Raw genomic sequence first — 20,616 nt, forward strand, 5'->3', positions numbered from 1 at the left:
TGGCCTGCGGCCCGGTAAACAGTAACGATTTTTAACTGACCGGATAAACCCGTCTCGTCACGAATTTTAACTGGTAACCGGAAGACATTGTCGCGCCGGTATGCCTTTATTCTTTTCTGTGCAAGATGATAACAACATGAAAAAAATCATCGGAATTATTTTCACGCTGATACTGCTTTTATTATCGCTGCTGGTAGTGATTACTCCCATGAGCAGCGATAAACAATACCTTTTTGGCCTTAGCGTGATGGCAGTGGTATTTATTCTGGGAAGAGTAAAAAGCAAAAAAGCCGTACTGGCAATGCTTTCCCTCTCCGTATTGATGTCGACACGTTATATTTGGTGGCGCGCCACAACAACGCTGCATTTTGATTCAACGGTTGAAATACTGCTCGGCAGTTTACTGTTTGCCGCAGAAATTTACTCGTGGACGATTTTACTGCTGGGTTATATTCAAATGGCGTGGCCATTAGAACGCCCGATTGCGCCTTTACCGGCAGATAAATCAATCTGGCCGACCGTCGATATTTATGTCCCCTCTTATAATGAAAGCCTTGAAGTTGTTCGCGATACGGTTCTGGCAGCGCAGTGTATCGAATATCCGCAAGATAAAGTGAAGGTGTATATTCTTGACGATGGAAAGCGCGACGAATTCCGTGATTTCGCCGCTGAAGCGGGCGTTGGGTATATTACCCGCCCGGATAACAGCCACGCGAAAGCCGGTAATCTCAACCACGCGATGACCATCACCCACGGCGAACTTATCTGCGTGTTCGACTGCGACCACGTGGCAACGCGCGTGTTCCTGCAAGCCACGATTGGCGAGTTTTTCCGTGACGATAAACTGGCGCTGATCCAGACGCCGCACCACTTCTATTCGCTCGATCCGTTTGAGCGCAACCTGACGGCGGCAAAGCGCGTTCCGCACGAAGGGGCGTTGTTCTACGGCCCGGTGCAGCAGGGCAATGACAACTGGAACGCCACGTTCTTCTGCGGCTCCTGCGCAGTGATCCGCCGTAGCGCGCTCAATGAAGTTGGCGGCTTTGCCGTGGAAACCGTGACCGAAGATGCGCACACCGCGCTGAAATTACAGCGTCGCGGCTGGAACACCGCGTTTCTGGATATTCCGCTGGCGGCGGGACTGGCAACCGAACGTCTGGCGCTGCACGTTAACCAGCGTATTCGCTGGGCGCGCGGCATGACGCAGATTTTCCGTATCGACAACCCGCTCTTAGGGCGCGGTCTGAAGCTGACGCAGCGCATCTGCTATCTCAACGCCATGCTGCACTTCCAGTATGGCCTGCCGCGTGTGGTGTTCCTGACCTCGCCGTTGGTGTTTATGTTGTTCAATCTGAACATTATTTCGTCGTCGGCAACGCTGATTTTCGCCTATGTATTGCCACATCTGGTGCTGTCGACAATGGTCAGCTCGCGTATTACCGGGCGCTACCGCTACGCGTTCTGGGGCGAAATTTATGAAACGGTGATGGCGTACCACCTGATTCTGCCGACGCTACTCAGCCTGATTTCACCGCGTCTGGGCAAGTTCAACGTCACCGATAAAGGCGACCTGACCGACCGCGATTACTTCGATGCCCACACGGTACGCCCCTTGATCATCACCACCCTGCTGATGGTGGGCAGCATGATCTGGGTTGGCGTACGCTACTTTATGCATGATTACGCCGGTATCGATCCGCGCGTGATCCTGTTCAACATCGCCTGGGGCACGTTCAGTACCATTATTTTACTGGCCTCTATTGCAGTGGCGAAAGAGACCAAGCAGATCCGCAAAACCATCCGTATTTACGCCCGCTTGCCGGTCACGGTGCTGTTCTCTGACGGTTCAAAAATGCAGACCCGCACCTTTGACATCTCGATGGGTGGTGCGCGCGTGGCGCTGGTGAAAGGCGAAGATATGAGCCACAAAACCCCGGTACAAATCGAGCTGGGGCTGGGCGGTGAAATCGCCCATGTGCCGATTCGCGCCGCCGGGACTGGCGTGGGCGATCTCCGTCTTGAGTTCGATACCGTGGCGCTGAGCGAACGCCGTAAGCTGGTGCGCGTGGTGCTCTCCCGCGCCGATGCCTGGTATCGCCCGCCGCATGCGCCAGACCGCCCGCTGGTGTCGTTTATGGGGATTTTGCAGTGCGTGTATGAGCTGTTCTTCGGCCGCAAAAAAACCGTGAATGGCTTTAATAGCCAGATGTCCGCCGTGGCGAAAAAACAGGAAGAGGTTAACAATGCGCTTTAACCCCTTCACTTTGACCGCCTTACTGGTGGGCGGCTTCAGCCCGATCTGCGCCTTTACGGCCCAGAACGACGCGCTGCCGGAATTACCGCTGCCGGTCACGCTGCAAGGCGCAAAACCGCAGCCGCAACCTGCACCCGTTGCGGGCAGCAGCAACCAGGATATTGCCAGCACGCTCAGCTTTGGCGATATGGGCGCAACCGGCGGTTTAACCCTCAGCGGCCAGCAGTTACAAAACGGCGTGTCGTTCAACCTGCCGGGCGATCTGGTGGTAACCAACGCGCATATCAATTTGAATGTGCAGGTTAACCGCAGCGATGTGAGCGGTGAAAATCTGCAACTGATGCTCAACGGCCAGCCGCTCGGCGCGATTCCGCTCGATCAGTTGCAGCAGGATAAAGGAGCCTGGAGCCTTGATGTACCCGCGTCGATGATTGCGTCCAGCAACAATCTCAGCTTCCAGCTAAAAACCGGTGACGACATTATCAATAACGTCTGGAGCTGCCAGCGCGCGCTGCCCGCCGGTTACAACGTGACGTTACAGCCGGAATCGTCGTTGAATTACCAGGGATTATGGCTGAACGTGCGCAAAACCCTCGGCACATTCCCGCGCCCGTTCTTCGATGTGAAGCAGACCAAAGACCAGACGATTAGCATTGCTTATCCGGCCTCGCCGGATGCGGATGTACTCACCGCGTCGGCAATTGTCGCCTCGCAGTTTGGCGCATTGAGTAATGGCAAACCCAGCCGCTTTGAGGTGCAGTACGACACCCTGCCTGCGGGCAATGGCATCCTGATTGGCAAACCCGGCCAGACCATCGGAGGCGTTACCATTCCGCAGAGCAACGGCGCGGCATTGCAGGTTATCGACAACCCGCAAAACCCGGCATACAAGCTGTTGATCGTAAGCGGTCATAACGACATGCAACTGCGCCAGGCCGCCTGGCGGCTGAACATACCGGGGCTGCCGGACAACGACACGCTGGATGTGCCGCCCCTGAAAGTGGCGCAACGCGCGGCCTGGGATGCTCCGCGCTGGATCAATACCGAACGTCCGGTGGCCATACGCTCTTTGCTCAGCGATGAAGGCGCGCTGGTGGCGCACGGCGTCTGGCACGGCGAGAATCAGTTGCCGTTTCGCACCGCGCCGGATCTGTTCTTATGGGACGGTTCTGCCGTTCCCCTGCACCTGAACTACAGCTTTGCGCAGAAAAACTGGATCGACGATCAGGCATCGTTCCTCAATGTCAGCCTGAACGGTGAGTTCCTCAAACGCCTGCCGGTAAGTAAAGAGGGATTGCTGGCGCCTGTGCTGGCGACATTCGGTCTGTCGCACCGCCAGCAAAGCGCGGTGGTGAACATTGACCCACGGGCGCTCCTCGGCAACAACCAGCTTGGCTTCTGGTTTGGCTTGCAGGCGCAGAAAAATGCCCCGTGTAACGCGCTGGCGGATGAGAACATTCAAAGCCGCATTGACGGTGATTCGACGCTCGATTTCAGCCGCGCCTGGCACTTTGGCAAGCTGCCCAATCTGGCCTGGTTTAGCAGCGCCATGTTCCCGTTCACTCGCCATGCCGACCTGGCGCATACCACGGTGCTGATGCCGGCACGCCCGTCCGCCGAGGATATTGCGTTGCTGCTAAATCTGATGGCGCAAGCCGGGCGCGATACCGGCGTAAGCGTCAATTATCTGCACCTGTACACCGGCATGCCGGGGCAGGAAGAGGCACAAGCGCAGCTTGCTGACAGCGACATTCTGGCGATTGGCAGCCTGAGCAACCGTGAACTGCTCACGCCCCTGCTGCAAAGCAGTGCTTTTACGCTCAACGAAAACACGCTCGAAGTAATGACCGCCAGCGTGGTCAACCGGGTGCTGTCTCTGCTGAGCGGCGACCAGCCACGCACAGACATGGACGCCGCCGAATACCTGCTTGATACCAACCAGTGGCGTGGCCTGCTGAGCCTGCGCTCGCCGTGGAACGCACAACGCGTCGTGGTCATTGCCACCGGCACGGACAACCAGCAACTGGCCTTACTGCCAGCGGACATGAGCAAACCGGCATTTCTCGCCAATGCCGGCGGGGACTTCACCGCCATCACCAATGCGGGAGACGTGCGAAGCTGGCGCGTGGGCGAGCAGTTCACCAGCGGCAACCTGCCGGGCTATATGAAAATTTTGTGGTTTGCCAGCGAGCATATCTTCTGGCTGGTTGCCCTTACCTGCCTGATTGCCGCCGTCACCGGCCCGATGTTGTTTAACGCGTTACAGCGCCATGCCCACCAACGCTTGCAGGATAAGACGAAGAAATGAATACGCGTAAACCACTGACGCACGCCTTTTATCTGCTCTGCCTGCTGGGAGCTTGTCATCCGGCGGCAGCGACGGAAAGCACGGATGCGAACGCCAATGACACGGCGGTGAAAAAACTGCTGGCGCAGGCCAGTTACTGGCACAGCAAAGCCCACGACGAAATGGCTATCGACGCGCTGCAAAAAGTGCTGGCGGCGGATGACAAAAATATCGACGCCATGTATCTGCTGGCGCTCTACTCGTTGCAGCAAGGCAATGTTCAGCAGTCGGAAATCTGGCGGAAAAAAATCGCCGAACTTTCACCGCAAGATCCGCGCCTCAACGCGCTGAACAGCGCCAGCACGCTGCGTAGTATCCCGCAGGATAAGCTCACTGCGGCCCGCCAGCTGGCAAGCCGTGGGCAGATTAAAGAGGCGATCGCCGCCTGGCGCGCACTGTTTAACGGCAACCCGCCGCCGGATGATGTGGCGCTGGAGTATTACCAGACGATGGCAGGCGACAGCGCCAGCTGGTCAGAAGCGGTTGCCGCGATGCGCCAGCGCGCCAGCGTGATGCCGGATGATGTGCCGACCAGACAGGCGCTGGCGATGGCGCTCACCTACCAGGAGCCAACGCGCCGGGAAGGGATCGCACAGTTGAGCCGCCTTGCGCCGGACGATAAAAACGCCGACAAAGCGCTGCAACAAGCGCTGCTGTGGCTCGATGCCAAAGTGGGCGATCTCCCGGCCTACACCGCGTATGCGCAGCGCCACCCGGACGATAGCGCGCCGATGGATCACTACCGCAAAAGCGTGGAAGGCGATGCCACCAAAGCCGGGTTCGACGCGTTAAACAGCGGCGACTTAGGCGGTGCGAAAGATAAGTTTGCCGAAGCGCTGCAAACCCGCGCCAATAACGGCAACGCGCTGGCCGGGATGGGTTACGTCGCGCTGCGACAGAATAATTTCAGCGATGCGGAAAAATTTCTGCGCCGCGCCGCCCAGGAGGACACCACTAACCCGAACAACGAGCAGTGGGCGAAAGATGCCGATAACGCTCGCTTTTACGGTGCGCTCGGCCAGGCGCGCAGCCTGAGCCAGAAAGGCAGCTACGATCAAGCGCTGGCAAGCCTTGAAGGCAGCAACACTCACGACGACAGCCAACAACTGGCGGCGGAGATGCTGCGCGCCGACATCCTGCGCCGCCAGGGAAAATTGCCGCAAGCGGAAGAGATTTATCGCAAGCTGCTGGCTGAACGTCCACAAAACACCGATATCCGTACCGGCCTGTGGTGGGTGTTAAAGCAGCAAAACAAGCAAAGCGAAGCGGACGCCATGCTGCGTACCCTGCCCGCCAGCCTGCGCACCCGCTTTGCCGCTGTTGGCGATAACGGCGACGGCGAACGCAAAGCCGCGCAGTCAGCACTGGAGGCGGGCAACAGCTCACGCGCGATACAAATTTTACAGGCGGCGTCCGGTAAATATCCGCAAAACGTCTGGCTGCAACTCGACTATGCGCGCGCTTTACGCAAAGCCGGACAGAAACAGCAAGCCGCGACGGTAATGACCGCCGTTACCACGCGCAGTAATACCAGCAAAGAAGCGCTGTATGCCGCCGCGGTTTTCGCCGCCGAAGAGAACGACTGGTCACGCGCGCAAAGCCTGCTCGCCCGCGTACCCCGCAGCAGCTACAGCGCCGATATGACAGCGCTCAGCACGCGCGTGCAGACCAACCAACAACTGGATATTGCCCGTAACTATTTACGGCTCGGCAATGCCGCCGCCGCGCGCAACTCGCTGCTGGCGTTGCAGCGTAACCCGCCGCAAACCCCGGTCGATGTTGGCCGTCTGGCAGAACTGTTAATGCAAAGCGGTGACAGCAGCGGCGCACTGCAATTAGTGCGGGAAAACCAGGCGCAGGGGCTGCACGGCTCGGTGATCGATTACGCCGGGCAGATCCGCGTGCTCAATCAGGCCGGTCAGTTCGCCGAAGCGGAGAGTATTCTCAACGCCCCGGCGCTGCAAAACGGCACCAGCCAGCAGGAGATGAACGATATCCGCACCGGCAGCCTGATCGCCCGCGCCGACCGCCTGCGGGAAAAAGGGCAAATTGGCAAAGCGTGGAATCTGCTCATGCCGGAACTGCAACGCACCCCGACCAATACGGATCTGCTGCTGGCGGTGGGACGCATTTACCAGGCCGACCACATGGACGACAAAGCCACCGAGATCTACCAGTACGTGCTGCGCAAATCCCCGCGCGATAAACAGGCGCTGACCGGGCTGGTAAACCTGGCGCTGGCGCGTGGCGATAACGATGCGGCGCGGCGGGCGTTCTCTACGCTTGAGCCAAGCCAGGATGCCGATTACATGCTGTTGGCGGCGCGTGTCGCCGCCGCTAATGGTGAAAACCAGCGTGCCATGTCGCTGCTGCGCACCGCCCAGTGGCGTCTGCAACAGGGGGATGAGAACGACAACGACGAACTCAGCGCCGTGATGTCCCTGCCCTCGCCGACGCGCCAGGCGCAGTTAACGGCAATGAGCGGCATCAACAGCATGATGCGCGATTTACAGGAAAAGAGCGCCACGTGGACCAGCGCGGGCGTCTCGCTGCGTAGCCGTAATGGCGAGTCCGGCCTTGGCGCGCTGGATGAAGTGCAGGCGCCGATGATCCTCTCCGGTGCCATCGGCGACGCCACGCGCCTGAACCTGAATATCACGCCGGTGTCACTCAATGCCGGGGAGATGTCTGGCGAAGCGGCGAACCGCTTTGGTTCCGGGGCGCTGGAGCATGCGGAAAAACTGGCGCAAGCGGCGGCAAGCACTTCAACCACCACCAGCGCGACGAATGCCACTTCGCAAGGCAGCCAGCAGGCGAACGGCGTTGCCGCCAGCCTCAGCATGAGCGGCGACAACTATAAGCTGGATATAGGCAGCACGCCGACCGGCGGCGAGTTTACCCGGCTGGTGGGCGGTGTGGAATGGAACCCGAAACTGACGCAAAACAGCTCGCTGAACCTGAAAGCAGAACGCCGGGCGGTGACCGACAGCCTGCTCTCTTATGTCGGCGTGAAGGATAAGAGCACCGGTGAGAGTTGGGGTGGCATCACCCGTAACGGCGTGTCGGCACAATTCGCCTGGGATAACGAGTTAATCGGGCTTTACAGCAAATTAGGTTTCGACACCTATGTTGGCACCAACGTACCGACCAACCACGCGGTAAGCGCGCAGGCGGGCAGCTATTTGCGGCCGTGGAAAACCGCCGACAGCGAGCTGAAAGTCGGGGTTAACGTCAACTACATGAACTTTGACCGTAACCTCAGTTACTACACGCTCGGCCAGGGCGGTTATTTCAGCCCGCAGGATTTTATGGCGGTTTCGCTGCCGGTCACGCTGACGCGCCATCTTAATGACTGGGATCTGACACTCAACGGCGCAGTGGGCTACCAGTCCTACAAACAGAGTAAGAGCGACTATTTCCCCGGCCACAGCAGCCTGCAGTCGCAGTTAAACAGCTACGCCAGCGACGATGACGATGTGGATGCGGTTTACAAAGCCACCTCGAAAAACGGCATTGGCTACACGTTGGGCGTGGATGCGCGCTACCACCTCAGCGACAACCTGGCTCTGGGTGCGAACTTAGGCTATGACACCTTCGGCAGTTATAACGAAGGTAAAGCGTTGTTTTATTTCAAATATTACGTCGATCAAGATAAATAACCCGTGGGACAGATGATGTTTAGCAATCAGGACACTTATTTACAACGCAATTATCAGGCTGGCTGGCATGACCTGGTGTATCTGTTTTTTAACGAATACACCGAAGGCCGTGGCGATAAAGATCCCGACGCCCTGAGACGCATCGGCCAGATGATGGCTCAGTGGTATCCCATTGATAACGCCACCACGGTGAGCGAACTGGAAGCCAGCATTAACCGGGTGCTGGAGCTGTTCAACTGGGGTTTTGTGAAAATGGCACCGGCGCAGCGCGAGCTGATCTTGCTGCACTGCGCCTGGCCGCACGCGCCGGAGTACCGCGATGAAGCGGGCTGGCGTCGTGCCAGTGCGTATGTGCTGGAAGGGGCTTACTCCCAGTGGCTGGTATCGCAGGGGGCGGGCAACCAGGTTCCGGTACGCTGGAAAGACAACGCCACGGAAGATGTACTGATTTTCCGCTACGCCATCGGCGAATAAGTACACAAAGGCATGAAAACTCTATATCAACGATCAGGTGATCATCATGGTGAATGAAATTATGGTTTCAGGCAGGAAACTTGAAATCGAAGCCGTTAATTATATGGAGGATAATGCCTTTGTTTCGCTGGTGCTCGACACCGCCGGGCGGCTGATTCACGCCAGCCCGTTCTTTTATCAGCTCACCGGCTTTACGCCGGATGAGGTGACAGGCCAGGTGCTGTTTCAGACCGCGGACGACGACACGGAAATCTCACTGGCGGCGGCGATAAATATCGCCAAAACCACCGGCGATAATTGGCAAGGAGAAATATCCCAGCGTAAAAAGAGCGGTGAAATTGTCTGGCTCGACACCCGCTTAATGCCTAAGCGAGATGAGCGTGGTGAAATATTCGCGTTTATTTTGTTAGGCTTTGATATTACCCGGCACATGGCGATTCGCGAGAAATTACATTTTCGCGCTCACAACGATGCATTAACCAAAACGCTGAATCGCCAGGGCTACTATATTCGCAGCCGCAAGAAAATCCGTGCCGCCAATGCGCGCGGCGCGCAGATTGTGGTGGCGATCCTCGATCTCGATAATTTTAAAAACATTAACGACGACCTGGGTCACGCCGCCGGTGACGAAGTGCTGCGCTGTTTTATCAGCCGGGTGAAACAGTGTATTTCTCGCGGCACGCTGCTTGGCAGGCTTGGCGGCGATGAATTTGCGCTGACGTACATTGAAGGTGTCGACGAACCTGCCGGGCGTGGCGTGTTGCAATTAATTGTCGAAGCCACCCGCCAGCCGATGTATTTGCAGTACCTGCAACAGACGGTGGAATTATCGGTCAGTATTGGCGTCGCCAGTTATCCCGAACATGGGCCGAATTTTTCTTCCATTTTAAAAGCCGCCGATACCGCCCTTTATAAAGTGAAGGCGCGAGGCGGTGATAATTATATTAACTACCAGGTTCCGGGCATTAATGAATCGGGTGGCATCATTAACACCGTTGTGTGTTGATATTTAAACAGCAATAAAAAAACAGGAAATTACTATGTTAAAGGCTGTAATCCCAGTGGCAGGCCTCGGCACGCGTATGCTTCCGGCAACCAAGGCTATTCCGAAAGAGATGTTACCCATCGTCGATAAGCCGCTTATCCAGTATATCGTGCAGGAGTGCTACGCCTGCGGGATCCGCGAGATCGTGCTGGTGACGCACTCGTCTAAAAACGCCATAGAAAACCACTTCGACACCTCTTTTGAGCTGGAGTCATTGCTGGAATCGCGCGTGAAAAACCAGCTGCTGGAAGAGGTGCGCACCATCTGCCCGGCGGGGATGAACATTATGCATGTGCGCCAGGGTCACTCGAAAGGCCTTGGTCACGCGGTGCTGTGCGCCGAGCCGCTAATTGGCGATAACGATTTTGTCGTCGTGCTGCCGGACGTGCTGATCGACGATAGCCAGTGCGATATGGCGCTGGACAACCTGGCGGCGATGATCAATCGCTTTACCATCACCGGCGCCAGCCAGTTAATGATCGAGCAGGTTAATCACGACGATGTTTCGCGCTATGGCGTGGTGGATTGCGGCGGTGAAAACCTGCCCGCCGGTGGTTTCGGCCAGGTACAGGGCATGGTGGAGAAACCGCCGGTCGATGAAGCGCCATCCGATATGGCGGTGGTGGGTCGCTATGTGTTGTCGAAAGCGATTTGGCCGCTGCTGCATAAAACGCCGGTTGGCGCAGGCGGCGAAATTCAACTGACTGATGCGATCGCTATGCTGCTGGCGCGTGAGCCGGTTGAAGCCTATGCGCTGACCGGCAAGTCACACGACTGCGGGGACAAAATTGGCTATATGAAAGCGTTTGTGGAGTACGGCCTGCGCCACGGCGCGACCGGCCCGGCTTTCCGCCACTGGCTGCAGCATGAACTGGCGCTCAAGCCGGTGGCTGAGGTCGTAGAACGTATCGCTGAAGCGGTGTAACGCCTGGGCAGGTAACTGCCCTATCTCTACCACAGGAAATCTCATGTTAAGAACCACCTGGCTCATGCCGTGTTTGTTACTGTCGCTGGCCATGACCGCTTTTTCAGCCCACAGCCAGGACAGTAACTGGGTGCTATTTAAGCAGAATTACCTGAGCCAGGATGGCCGCATTGTTGACCATGAAAATGGCGATATCAGCCATTCGGAAGGTCAGGGATATGGCATGTTACTGGCCGTACTGAATGACGATCCCGCCACGTTTGAAAAAATGTGGCGCTGGACGCGCAACACCTTATTACGCCCGTCGCTGTGGCTGTTTGCCTGGCGTTACGATCCGAAGACGCACAACGTGACGGACGAAAATAACGCCAGCGACGGCGATACGCTGATTGCCTGGGCCTTATTGCTGGCCGGTAATAAATGGCACGATCAGAGTTACCTGGCGGCTTCGAATAATATTCAGGATGCGCTGATCAATTGCCTGATTATTGAGCAAGATTCCCGCCTGCTTTTGCTGCCGGGGCTGAGCGGTTTTACCAAAGACGACGGCTATATTGTTAACCCCTCTTATTTTATTTTTCCGGCGTGGGAGAGCTTCTGGCGGCAGCGGCATAATGAGATTTGGCTTAAGTTAAAAAGCTCAAGCCTCGAATTGCTCAATAAAGCGCGCTTCGGTAAGCCGCAACTGCCCAGCGACTGGATTTTTATTAAGAATAGTGGTGAAGTCATGCCTGCCGAAAACTGGCCGGCGCGATTTGGTTATGACGCGATTCGCGTTCCGCTGTATTTAAGCCTCAGCGATACGCAAGCGCATTCGATGGAGAATTTCCGTCATTATTGGGCTAATTATGCCCGCAGCACGACGCCTGCGTGGGTGAGTGTCTCCGGCGACGAACGGGCGAGTTACGCGATGTCCGGCGGCATGCTGGCAGTGCGTGATTTAACGATGGGCGACTATCAGCAAATAGAGACATCTGTGCTACCGGGCGAAGGTTATTATTTGTCCGTTTTGCACATGTTGTCGCTTTTTGCCGTCTCATTAAAAACGAAATAGTAGTAAAGCAACAATGCCGGCGCGGGATTGCGCAGGAGTCAGGCAGGAAGCTTCAAGCGCGAAATGAATAATAAAAACCATCAAATCTCATGTGCAAACATGAGGGGGAAAACCTGATGACTGAGTTGAAAACAATCACACGTCATTTGCACAGCATGTTGTTACAGGCGGGTTCTCAGCAGAACGGAAACTTGCGCCCCGGGGAACACAATGAACATCCGTAATCTTGAGTACCTTGTCGCGCTGGCGAAACATCGCCATTTTCAGCGCGCCGCCGAAGCGTGTAATGTCAGCCAGCCAACGCTCAGCGCCCAGTTACGCAAGCTGGAAAATGAGCTGGGCTTGCAGTTACTGGAACGTACCACGCGTAAGATCCGCTTCACACAAACCGGGTTGCGGCTGGTTGAGCAAACCCAGGTGGTGCTGCGCGAAATTGAAGCGCTGAAAAATATGGCCAGCAGCAGCCATTATCAGAACCTGATGCAGACGCTGGATGTCGGTATTATTCCGACGCTCGCACCCTATATTTTTTCTCATCTCAATACGGTGTGTCGCGAGAATTTCCCGGAAATCGAGCTGGAAATTCACGAAGCGCAAACTAACCAGTTGCTGCATATGCTGGAGTCGGACACCATTAAATGCGCGATCATGACTTCCAATAAAGACACCAGCAAATATGTCGAGCTGCCGCTGTTCGACGAACCGCTGGTGCTGGGCGTGAGCCACCAGCACCCCTATTCGCGAATGAGCGAAATCGATATGGGGCATCTGAAGAATAATAAGATTTTGATGGTGGATGACGGCAACTGCCTGCATAGCCAGGTACTGCGTTACTGCTATCAATTTGAGCTGGAGCCGGATTCACGCTTTGTCGCCATGCATCTGGAAACCCTGCGACGCGGTGTGGCGTTTAATCGCGGCGTCTCTTTCTTTCCGCTGCTTTCCACACAGCAGGGCGGCAACGAGAATATTCGTTATATTCGCTGCGTTAGCCCGGAGCCAAAACGTAAAGTGGTGCTGATTTTCCACCGCAGCGATCCGATGCGCAAGAAATATGAAATTCTGCGCAACGTTATTGCCCGTTATATGGAACGCTACCTTCTCGATTACAACGTTATGGCGTGAACTTAATCGTGCGGTTGTGGAATATTCTGCATGCAGCCGTTTTCATTTTCACGACAATCACGCAAATGCGTGGTTGTCGTTTTTGCCATTAATCCCTGCATAATCTCGTCCGGCAATAACTTGCCCCGGTGATACATCTCTTCAATAGTAAGCCACAGGCTGACCAGCATAATCGTATAGTCGGCAATCGGCGCAGGCGCATTCAGTTCCGCCATAAAAGGAAAGCGTGCGAGTAGCTGTTCTCTGTTTTCCGCCGTCACCGCACCGTGATAATAGGGTGCCGCGAGCAGGCGATACGCTTCCGATTCAGCAACTGATGAGGCCCAGGATAAACGCACCGCAATGGTCTCGACAAAAGGTGGGATCGGGATATTTTGCGTCGCCTGCGGATCCGGGTGCAAAGGCAGGTCCTGACCGAATGATTGCGTTTTCATTTTTTTCCTCGATGCCTGGCGAAACTCTATTCATCGACCAGTCTGGAAAATACTTTAGGAATATTATTTAAAATAAAGAATAACAGGAAAATTAGCTATGCGGATCGTCTTAAAACGTTAAAAAAATCATATAAAGCAAAAGGTTAATTCATGATCAATTATTGACAGCATCGATCTAAATATCCGTTTTTCATTTATTTCATAAATTAAATGCCGCCTTACTCAGGTTATTGTTGAATAATATTGAGCTTATTTCGCCTGTAAGATGAAAATCTATCACCTAAAGGGGAAAGGTATGGTTCAGGATTATCTCAACAGCCTCGTCCTTTTCCACATCATCACGAGAGTGGTGCCGTGGCACCTCTTTTTTTGCGCCAAATACCACGCTTTCTTTCATCTATTTGAAGGATGGAAATGCTCTGGCCTATGCTCTGATAATGACACGTTTAACCCCACTGACGCTCATGACAGGAGCCGCACCTGATGGATCCGTTTCAGCAAATATTAAAATCAACGCTCGCCCGCACCGATGACGCACCACCTGCCATCAAGCCTCAGGCATTGCTGGAAGCGGAGTTAAAACCGAGGATTGCTCACGTTGCGGTGGACGACTTCCTCTCGCTCGCCAAAGCACGCAGAACCATTTATACCCTCGGCAAAGATTTGCCCATCGCCGAAGATGAGGTGGTTGACATCATTAAAGAGGCCATCCGCCAGGCGCCGTCGGCGTTTAACTCGCAGAGTTCGCGGGCGCTAATCCTGCTCGGTAAAGAGCACGATCGTTTCTGGGAGATGGTGCGCGAGCAGCTGCGCAAAGTGATCCCGGCGGAGAGCTTTCACGCCACCTCCGATAAACTCGACGGTTTTGCCGCCGCCGCTGGTTCCGTGCTGTTTTTTGAAGATCAGGAAGTGGTCACTCACCTGCAGCGTCAGTACATCGCTTATGCCGATAATTTCCCCGTCTGGTCAGAACAGAGCAGCGGTATCGCCCAGTACGCGGTGTGGCTGGCGCTGGCGGAAAAGAGCATTGGCGCGAATCTGCAACACTACAACCCGTTAATCGATCTTGATGTTCGCGCCGCGTGGCAGATCCCGGAAAGCTGGAAGCTGCGCGCAGAAATGAATTTTGGTTCGATTGTTACTGCCGCTGATGAAAAGAGCTATATCGACGACGATAAGCGCTTTATCGTCGCGAGATAACGATATTGATAAAGATATTGCCCGCTGAGCGGGCAATTCTTTTTCTCCGCTACGTATTGGTATTGTACAAATTTTGGCTAGATGGCATGCAAACACCTGCGTATACTACACACATCTATACACAGGAGGGGGACGTCATGCCTGCTACTACACCTAAACAGCGAAACAAGCAAAATGTCAGCGTGACCGTCGAGCGCGAGCTACTGGAACAAGCGCGCAAAGAAGGCATCAACCTTTCGCAAACACTTGCGACCGCCTTGCAAGGTGAACTGCGCAATCTGGCAGCTGAGCGCTGGAAGCGCGAAAATGCCGCCGCTATTGCCGATCTAAATGAATTTATTGCCGAACGCGGCCACTTCTCGGATGAACACAGGAAGTTTTAAGCCATGCAATATTCGGTTTATCGGAACAAAAGTAACAGCCGGGATTTCCCGTTTCTGCTGGATGTACAGAGCGATATTATCGGTAGCATGAACTCGCGGGTGGTGATCCCGCTCTGCCCACTGGCGGATTACAAAGATCGCCGCCGGGTTGAGCGGTTAAACCCGGTACTGGAGATCGAAGGGAACTCGTATTTGTTACTGACCCACGATCTTGTAGGCGTCAGCCTGGCGATTTTGGGTGAAGAGGTTTGCAGTATGCGCGCGCAGCGCGACGTGATCCGCAACGCGATGGATTTTATTTTTAACGGGATTTGAAGTGACTGAACACCATAAATGCTCAGTCACTTTTTTGCTGGAAACACGAACAAATTTTACTCGTCGAAGTACCAGTAACCCTGATTCACCAGATCGGTCAGCTCTTGTGCAAAAGCCGGGTTATCCAGCGCGTTGCCCAACTCTTTGCGGCCGATAATGGTGTAGCGGCACAGCGCATCGGCGGCCTGCGCATCGGCCGTGTCCAGATATTCGCTGTTGATAAAGACGCTGCCGTCAACGTTCAGCACACGTAAACCGCTAAGGCGCGTCAGCACCTGCCCCTCTTTTAGCGCATCGACAATTTCCTCAACGCGGTAATCGTCCGGCTCCGGTGCGACATCCAGTTCGTGGCGCGGCGTGGAAATAAAGCTACCAAACCACTGTTTGAAATGCTCCGGCTGGCTAACCAACTCGATCATCATATTGCGCACGCGCTCCAGCTCGTACGCTTCTACCCGGCCCGGATGTTCGCGGCAGGTTAAATCCGGGTCGCTGTAGTGCTCGTTCCCGAGATCGTTTTCCAGCGCGTAGTCAGCAAAACTGCTGATCAGATCGCGGCCGTTCGGCCCACGGAAACCAATGGAGTAGTTGAACGCTTCCTGGTGTGTAAAACCGTCATGCGGGAATCCTGGCGGAATATAGAGGATGTCGCCCGGCTCCAGATCTTCATCAATGATCGGCGGGAACGGATCAACATGCAGCAGCGCCGGGTGCGGACAGAACTGACGCATCGGCAGTTTATCGCCCACGCGCCAGCGGCGGCTGCCCATCCCCTGAATAATAAACACATCGTACTGGTCGATATGCGGGCCAACGCCGCCGCCCGGCACGGAGTAAGAAATCATCAGATCGTCAAAACGCCACTCCGGCAGCACGCGAAACGGCTTCACCAGCTCGGCTGAGGGCATATGCCAGTGGTTAACCGCCTGCGCCAGCAGCGACCAGTCTTTTTCGCCTAAATGATCAAACGACTCAAACGGGCCATTCCACGCCTGCCACTGACCATTCACATGGCTGACAATACGGCTGTCGACTTCCGGCTCCATCGCCAGCCCGGCCAGTTCGTCTGGCGTAATCGGGTCGACAAAATCCGGGAACGCGCGTTTCAGGACAACAGGTTTCTTTTGCCAGTATTTTTCAAGAAATTCCGGCCAGTTGAGGTTGAGTTGGTAAGCCATAAATCACACCAGTGAGAAGGGAAACGGGGCTGATTATAAAGAGAGTCCCTACCCACCCGCCTTGTCATTGGTCAAGTGCTGGTGCGGCAAGCGGCGGAGATATCTCCAGCGCGCCGAGCGCCATCAGTAACGCGTCCACTTTTGGTAATAGCTGCTTGCGGCGCGGCCACACCAGCGTGAGCGCCAGCCCCTGCGGCTGGCATTGCGGCATAATTACCTGCAACTCGCCGCGCTGCACATGCTCATGCACCAGCCAGGTCGGCATCTGCCCAACGCCCAACCCGGCGCAAAGCGCCTGCACCTGCGCATCGACATCGCCGAGCGCCATGCGATACGGCACGCGGCGCCACTCCGGGTGCCCGTCGGCGGTGGTAAATAACCACGGCTTGGTGCTGCCATCCACCCGCTCATAAAGAATAGCCCGGTGCTGCATCAGCTCCGCCTCATGTTGTGGCGTCCCGGCGCGTTGCAGGTAATCGGGCGCGGCGCAAAACACCATCTTTTCACGACCAATTTGCCGGCACCCCAGCGATGCGGGTAGATCGACGGTTTGCCCGATGCGTACAGCAACGTCGATCCCCTCATCGAACAGATCCACAAAACGATCGGAGAAAGTCAAACTAAGATCAATTTCCGGGTGTTGCTGACAAAACGGGATCAGCAGCGGCATCACGCCCAGCCGCCCGTAGGTGTTTGGCACGGCGAGACGCAACCGCCCGGACGGAATGGTGCGGTGTGCCGCCAGCACCGACTCGGCTTCCGCCAGCTCCTCCAGGATACGAATGCAGATCTGGTAATACGCGTTCCCGGCATCGGTGACTTCAAGACGACGCGTGGTGCGCTCCAGCAAACGCGAACCCAGCCGCGCTTCCAGACGGGCAACGCTTTTACTCACCGCCGAGCCGGTCAGATGCAGGCGTTCCGCCGCTGCGGTAAAACTCCCCTCTTCAACGCTGGCAACGAAGGGGAGGATATCTTTCAGACGTTGATCGCTCATGGCATTAGTGAATTTAAGTTACGAATGATGTGAATTAATACCAGAGATAAGAAATTAATTCTCTATTAGCCTGTGAGGTAGACAAAACCCAGAGGAATATCTCATGCAGAAAAAAGCATTAATTGTCGGCATCAGCGGCGTGATTGGCCGGGCGCTGGCGGAGAAACTGCTGGCAGACGGCTGGCAGGTTACTGGTTTATCACGCGGGCGCGGCGCAGTTCCGGCGGACTGCACCAGCCTGACGGCGGATTTAACCGACGCGGCGGCGGTCAACGAGGCGCTGAAAAGTGAGAAACCCGATGCGCTGTTCTTTAGCGTCTGGGCGCGCCAGGAGAATGAAAAAGCCAATATTCGCGTCAATGGCGCGATGGTGAAAAATGTCATTGATGCGCTGGGCGAACGCCTGGCCGGGGCGAAAAAATACGGTTATCGCTGGAGCGTACATCGCCCGCACAGCATCATCGGGTATGCGCTCGGTAACGCCATGAACATGGGGCAGACGCTGGCGGTTTACGCCACGTTGTGCCGCGAAAAAGGGTGGCCGTTTATCTTCCCTGGCTCACCTGAGCAGTGGAACGGTGTCTCCGATGTGACCGACGCCGGTTTACTGGCGGAGCAGCTGAGCTGGGCGGCGGTGAGCGACGGTGGCGCGAACGAAGATTTTAATGCGGTGAATGGCGATGTGTTCCGCTGGAACTGGTTATGGCCGCGGCTGGCGGCTTATTTCGGCATTGAAGCGGCCGCCTTCCCGGCGAGCATGATGCCGCTGGAAGGGCGCATGCAAGAGGCGCAAGCGGCGTGGACAGAGATTGCGGACAAGTATCAACTGGCAGAATCAGACATCGGTAAACTGGCCTCCTGGTGGCATACGGATGCCGATCTCGGTCGCCCGATGGAAGCCTTCGCTGATATGAGCAAGAGCCGAAAAGCCGGGTTTACCGGTTATCGCAGCACGCTGGATTCCTTCACCGCGCTGTTTGACCGCCTGAAAGCGGAAAATATTATCCCACGCTAAAGCAGTATTTGCCCGGCAGCGCTGACATGCCGGGCAATTCCTCAATTTAGGTTCAACGCCGTCTGCGGCACTGTTCCGGCATTGCCCCTTGCTGCACCTCGCTATGCACCGCATTCCCCTGCCGGTTCACATACCGTAGTTGGCGGCGATATTGTTGTGCCGCAAAGTGACATTTTGCGCGGCCAATTCCGGCAAACCGCTAACGATCGTCGCGTCACTGGCGTTGGCCACGATGAGATACTAAATATCGACGCCGTTGATTTTCGGCGTTGCGGCAGCGCCTTGCGCATTTTCAAGTGGCGAAACCCGCGTTGCCGGAAAAATATGCTGGTAGAAAACTCGTTGGCGCGGCCTGCGCCATAAAAGAGCCAACAGCGTCGCAGCACCAGCACCAGCACCAGCACCAGCACCAGTACCAGCACCAGCACCAGCACCAGCACCAGCACCAGCACCAGCAGAGATTGATTCATTAGTCCTCAAACCCTAAGCAAATTTATAACAGCGACTTATGCGCAAATTTACTTTCTGGCAGGCACTGCGCGAGGCCTATGGTGCCAAAGTGTTTATGTCACCGTGGCTTATTCACCATTGGGTCACGGATTAATTACTTTTGGCGCGAAATCTGGCCACTTTCGCCCGGTTGCCGCACAGCGCCATGCTGCACCAGCGGCGGCGATGCGCTTTGGTCTTATCGTAAAACCACAGTGTGCAATCCGGGTGTTCGCACTGGCGGATATAGTCAAACTGCCCGTTTGCCAGTAACGCTGCCGCCTGTTCTGCGACCGGTGCCAGTGCTTGCTGCGGCGTATCAAGCAGATATACGCGCTGCGTTTGCAGCGCGCCTTGCTCATCGACTACGAGGCGTAAGTGGCTTTGCGCCTGCGCCAGCCAGCCGTTCAGCTCATCCAGCGACAGTTCCCGCCCGTGCTTTTTCTCTTCGACAAGCTGGCGGATCAACGCACGCAGCTTACGCGCCTCAGCCAGCAACTCTCCCGGCTTTGCCATCGCGTTAACCTGCAAACCGACATGCTGTAGCCACTGGCGCACATCGTCATCGGACTGCCAAAAGTCATGCGGCGATTTTTCCGCCATCGCCAGCGTGTTGATAAAATCCAGCGCGTGGTCTTCGGCTATGAACCACGGGCCTTCCGCACCGGGTAACATGGCTGCTGTCATCGTTGCCCTCCCCTGTTTCTCATTGCCCCGCACATTGTAACCGATAAAATATATTTTACACAGTTACATGCTTTCGCCATACTCAGCTTCGAAGTAACCCTATAAATTAACTTTTAACGGTTTCAAAAGAGGTAACGATATGGCTGCCAATACGCATTTCCCGGTTCGCTATCAGTATGCAGACGCCGATGGCGTCAAGGTGTTTTACCGTGAAGCCGGTAACCCGGAAAACCCGGTATTACTGCTGCTGCACGGTTTTCCCAGCTCTTCGCATCAGTTTCGCGAACTGATCCCGCTGCTGGCAGATAAGTTTCACCTTATCGCCCCGGATCTGCCCGGCTTCGGCTTTACCGAAGTTCCCGCTGAGCGCGATTACCGCTATAGCTTTGATGGGCTGGCAAACACGCTGATTGCTTTTGTCGATGCGCTGAATCTGCAACGTTTTGCCATGTATGTTTTTGATTACGGTGCGCCGACCGGATTGCGGCTGGCGCTGCATTATCCGCAGCGGGTGAGCGGGTTTATTTCGCAAAATGGCAATGCGTATCTGGACGGTTTAGGCGACGCATGGGCGCCGGTACAGGCTTACTGGCACGCGCCGACCGCGGAAAACCGGCAGGTCGTTCACGATGCGATCCTCAATCTGGAAGGGACAAAATGGCAGTACCTGCACGGTGTGCGCGATCCTGAAACTGTCGCACCGGAAGGTTATCAACTGGATACATTACTGATGGAGCGCCCCGGAAATAAAGCGATCCAGCTGGATCTGTTTCTTGATTACGCCAACAACCTGAAGCGCTACCCGGAGTTTCAGGCCTTTTTCCGCACCCACCAGCCACCCGCGCTGATTATCTGGGGCGAGCACGATCCGTTTTTTATCCCGCCAGGCGCGCACGCTTATAAACGCGATAATCCAAATGCGGTGGTCGAGCTGCTTGATACCGGGCATTTCGCACTGGAAACCCATGCTGGCTACATTGCCCAACGCATTCGTGATGTGATCGGTAACGCGATTGGCTAAGAAACCGGTGCACC

The 20,616-nt window shown here is 55.6% G+C and carries 18 protein-coding genes; 13 read left to right on the top strand and 5 right to left on the bottom strand.

Features of this window, described 5'->3' with window-relative positions:
- Positions 1-136: 136 nt before the first annotated feature.
- From bcsA to oxyR, 8 genes are all read left to right on the top strand, one after another.
- Positions 137-2,254, top strand: a complete 2,118-nt coding sequence (bcsA, locus tag AAIG26_RS14050; RefSeq protein ID WP_343180782.1) for a UDP-forming cellulose synthase catalytic subunit — start codon at positions 137-139, stop codon at positions 2,252-2,254.
- Complete coding sequence (locus AAIG26_RS14055) at positions 2,244-4,562, top strand: cellulose biosynthesis cyclic di-GMP-binding regulatory protein BcsB (RefSeq protein ID WP_343180784.1); 2,319 nt, start codon at positions 2,244-2,246, stop codon at positions 4,560-4,562. Before bcsA ends, AAIG26_RS14055 begins: the two co-directional genes overlap by 11 nt.
- Entirely contained in the window at positions 4,559-8,260 is a 3,702-nt protein-coding gene (locus AAIG26_RS14060) for a cellulose synthase subunit BcsC-related outer membrane protein (protein ID WP_343180785.1), read from the top strand. The genes AAIG26_RS14055 and AAIG26_RS14060 overlap by 4 nt, the downstream gene beginning before the upstream one ends.
- Before the next feature lie 12 nt (positions 8,261-8,272).
- Entirely contained in the window at positions 8,273-8,734 is a 462-nt protein-coding gene (gene bcsD / locus AAIG26_RS14065; protein ID WP_044489478.1) for a cellulose biosynthesis protein BcsD, read from the top strand.
- A 46-nt stretch (positions 8,735-8,780) separates the two neighbouring features.
- On the top strand, positions 8,781-9,740 hold the full coding sequence (locus AAIG26_RS14070) for a sensor domain-containing diguanylate cyclase (protein ID WP_045512536.1): 960 nt from the start codon (positions 8,781-8,783) through the stop codon (positions 9,738-9,740).
- Between the two features lie 34 nt (positions 9,741-9,774).
- Positions 9,775-10,704 (top strand): UTP--glucose-1-phosphate uridylyltransferase GalU, encoded by a 930-nt coding sequence (gene galU, locus AAIG26_RS14075; protein WP_343180787.1) that lies wholly within the window; start codon positions 9,775-9,777, stop codon positions 10,702-10,704.
- A 43-nt stretch (positions 10,705-10,747) separates the two neighbouring features.
- The gene (locus AAIG26_RS14080) at positions 10,748-11,758 is read left to right on the top strand and encodes a glycosyl hydrolase family 8 (protein WP_097406150.1); all 1,011 of its coding nucleotides are present in this window, start codon (positions 10,748-10,750) and stop codon (positions 11,756-11,758) included.
- Between the two features lie 210 nt (positions 11,759-11,968).
- A complete protein-coding gene (oxyR, locus tag AAIG26_RS14085) occupies positions 11,969-12,883 on the top strand; it encodes a DNA-binding transcriptional regulator OxyR (protein WP_020455094.1) in 915 nt (304 codons plus the stop codon).
- A gap of 2 nt (positions 12,884-12,885) precedes the next feature.
- On the opposite strand, the gene AAIG26_RS14090 is transcribed toward oxyR, so the two are convergent.
- Positions 12,886-13,317 carry a hypothetical protein gene (locus tag AAIG26_RS14090; protein WP_045512538.1) on the bottom strand — a complete coding sequence of 144 codons (432 nt, stop codon included), beginning with the start codon at positions 13,315-13,317 and terminating at the stop codon, positions 12,886-12,888.
- A gap of 483 nt (positions 13,318-13,800) precedes the next feature.
- Here AAIG26_RS14090 and AAIG26_RS14095 point away from each other — a divergent pair, with 483 nt between their 5' ends.
- The 3 genes from AAIG26_RS14095 to AAIG26_RS14105 all read left to right on the top strand — a co-directional run bounded on the left by AAIG26_RS14095 (position 13,801) and on the right by AAIG26_RS14105 (position 15,215).
- Positions 13,801-14,517 carry a nitroreductase family protein gene (locus AAIG26_RS14095; protein WP_082071801.1) on the top strand — a complete coding sequence of 239 codons (717 nt, stop codon included), beginning with the start codon at positions 13,801-13,803 and terminating at the stop codon, positions 14,515-14,517.
- A gap of 137 nt (positions 14,518-14,654) precedes the next feature.
- Entirely contained in the window at positions 14,655-14,900 is a 246-nt protein-coding gene (locus AAIG26_RS14100) for a type II toxin-antitoxin system CcdA family antitoxin (protein WP_343180789.1), read from the top strand.
- A 3-nt stretch (positions 14,901-14,903) separates the two neighbouring features.
- Positions 14,904-15,215 (top strand): CcdB family protein, encoded by a 312-nt coding sequence (locus AAIG26_RS14105; RefSeq protein WP_343180791.1) that lies wholly within the window; start codon positions 14,904-14,906, stop codon positions 15,213-15,215.
- Positions 15,216-15,271: 56 nt separating this feature from the next.
- On the opposite strand, the gene AAIG26_RS14110 is transcribed toward AAIG26_RS14105, so the two are convergent.
- Together AAIG26_RS14110 and AAIG26_RS14115 are read right to left on the bottom strand one after the other, a co-directional pair.
- Positions 15,272-16,393: a cupin domain-containing protein gene (locus tag AAIG26_RS14110; protein WP_020455100.1), complete on the bottom strand. Its 1,122-nt coding sequence runs from the start codon at positions 16,391-16,393 to the stop codon at positions 15,272-15,274.
- A gap of 64 nt (positions 16,394-16,457) precedes the next feature.
- Complete coding sequence (locus AAIG26_RS14115; protein WP_343180792.1) at positions 16,458-17,390, bottom strand: LysR family transcriptional regulator; 933 nt, start codon at positions 17,388-17,390, stop codon at positions 16,458-16,460.
- A gap of 103 nt (positions 17,391-17,493) precedes the next feature.
- On the opposite strand from AAIG26_RS14115, the gene AAIG26_RS14120 reads away from it, so the two are divergent.
- Positions 17,494-18,405 carry an NAD-dependent epimerase/dehydratase family protein gene (locus AAIG26_RS14120; RefSeq protein WP_343180793.1) on the top strand — a complete coding sequence of 304 codons (912 nt, stop codon included), beginning with the start codon at positions 17,494-17,496 and terminating at the stop codon, positions 18,403-18,405.
- A 101-nt stretch (positions 18,406-18,506) separates the two neighbouring features.
- Here the strand turns inward: AAIG26_RS14120 and AAIG26_RS14125 are convergent, their stop codons facing one another.
- Both AAIG26_RS14125 and AAIG26_RS14130 read right to left on the bottom strand, forming a co-directional pair.
- Positions 18,507-18,875, bottom strand: coding sequence for a hypothetical protein (locus tag AAIG26_RS14125; protein ID WP_343180795.1), 369 nt, complete (start codon positions 18,873-18,875; stop codon positions 18,507-18,509).
- 130 nt (positions 18,876-19,005) lie between these two features.
- Positions 19,006-19,581 (bottom strand): ABATE domain-containing protein, encoded by a 576-nt coding sequence (locus tag AAIG26_RS14130; RefSeq protein WP_343180797.1) that lies wholly within the window; start codon positions 19,579-19,581, stop codon positions 19,006-19,008.
- Between the two features lie 139 nt (positions 19,582-19,720).
- Between AAIG26_RS14130 and AAIG26_RS14135 the strand changes: the two genes are divergently transcribed.
- Positions 19,721-20,602 carry an alpha/beta hydrolase gene (locus tag AAIG26_RS14135; RefSeq protein WP_343180798.1) on the top strand — a complete coding sequence of 294 codons (882 nt, stop codon included), beginning with the start codon at positions 19,721-19,723 and terminating at the stop codon, positions 20,600-20,602.
- Positions 20,603-20,616: the final 14 nt, after the last annotated feature.

This window comes from Kosakonia sp. PSU_27, from assembly GCF_039409795.1.
Taxonomy (GTDB): domain Bacteria; phylum Pseudomonadota; class Gammaproteobacteria; order Enterobacterales; family Enterobacteriaceae; genus Kosakonia.

What these genes read in the sequence shown, in the direction of transcription:
- bcsA (WP_343180782.1), top strand. Translation starts at nt 137, where the DNA reads ATGAAAAAAATCATCGGAATTATTTTCACGCTGATACTGCTTTTATTA.
- AAIG26_RS14055 (WP_343180784.1), top strand. Translation starts at nt 2,244, where the DNA reads ATGCGCTTTAACCCCTTCACTTTGACCGCCTTACTGGTGGGCGGCTTC.
- AAIG26_RS14060 (WP_343180785.1), top strand. Translation starts at nt 4,559, where the DNA reads ATGAATACGCGTAAACCACTGACGCACGCCTTTTATCTGCTCTGCCTG.
- bcsD (WP_044489478.1), top strand. Translation starts at nt 8,273, where the DNA reads ATGATGTTTAGCAATCAGGACACTTATTTACAACGCAATTATCAGGCT.
- AAIG26_RS14070 (WP_045512536.1), top strand. Translation starts at nt 8,781, where the DNA reads ATGGTGAATGAAATTATGGTTTCAGGCAGGAAACTTGAAATCGAAGCC.
- galU (WP_343180787.1), top strand. Translation starts at nt 9,775, where the DNA reads ATGTTAAAGGCTGTAATCCCAGTGGCAGGCCTCGGCACGCGTATGCTT.
- AAIG26_RS14080 (WP_097406150.1), top strand. Translation starts at nt 10,748, where the DNA reads ATGTTAAGAACCACCTGGCTCATGCCGTGTTTGTTACTGTCGCTGGCC.
- oxyR (WP_020455094.1), top strand. Translation starts at nt 11,969, where the DNA reads ATGAACATCCGTAATCTTGAGTACCTTGTCGCGCTGGCGAAACATCGC.
- AAIG26_RS14090 (WP_045512538.1), bottom strand. Translation starts at nt 13,317, where the DNA reads ATGAAAACGCAATCATTCGGTCAGGACCTGCCTTTGCACCCGGATCCG.
- AAIG26_RS14095 (WP_082071801.1), top strand. Translation starts at nt 13,801, where the DNA reads ATGGATCCGTTTCAGCAAATATTAAAATCAACGCTCGCCCGCACCGAT.
- AAIG26_RS14100 (WP_343180789.1), top strand. Translation starts at nt 14,655, where the DNA reads ATGCCTGCTACTACACCTAAACAGCGAAACAAGCAAAATGTCAGCGTG.
- AAIG26_RS14105 (WP_343180791.1), top strand. Translation starts at nt 14,904, where the DNA reads ATGCAATATTCGGTTTATCGGAACAAAAGTAACAGCCGGGATTTCCCG.
- AAIG26_RS14110 (WP_020455100.1), bottom strand. Translation starts at nt 16,393, where the DNA reads ATGGCTTACCAACTCAACCTCAACTGGCCGGAATTTCTTGAAAAATAC.
- AAIG26_RS14115 (WP_343180792.1), bottom strand. Translation starts at nt 17,390, where the DNA reads ATGAGCGATCAACGTCTGAAAGATATCCTCCCCTTCGTTGCCAGCGTT.
- AAIG26_RS14120 (WP_343180793.1), top strand. Translation starts at nt 17,494, where the DNA reads ATGCAGAAAAAAGCATTAATTGTCGGCATCAGCGGCGTGATTGGCCGG.
- AAIG26_RS14125 (WP_343180795.1), bottom strand. Translation starts at nt 18,875, where the DNA reads ATGAATCAATCTCTGCTGGTGCTGGTGCTGGTGCTGGTGCTGGTGCTG.
- AAIG26_RS14130 (WP_343180797.1), bottom strand. Translation starts at nt 19,581, where the DNA reads ATGACAGCAGCCATGTTACCCGGTGCGGAAGGCCCGTGGTTCATAGCC.
- AAIG26_RS14135 (WP_343180798.1), top strand. Translation starts at nt 19,721, where the DNA reads ATGGCTGCCAATACGCATTTCCCGGTTCGCTATCAGTATGCAGACGCC.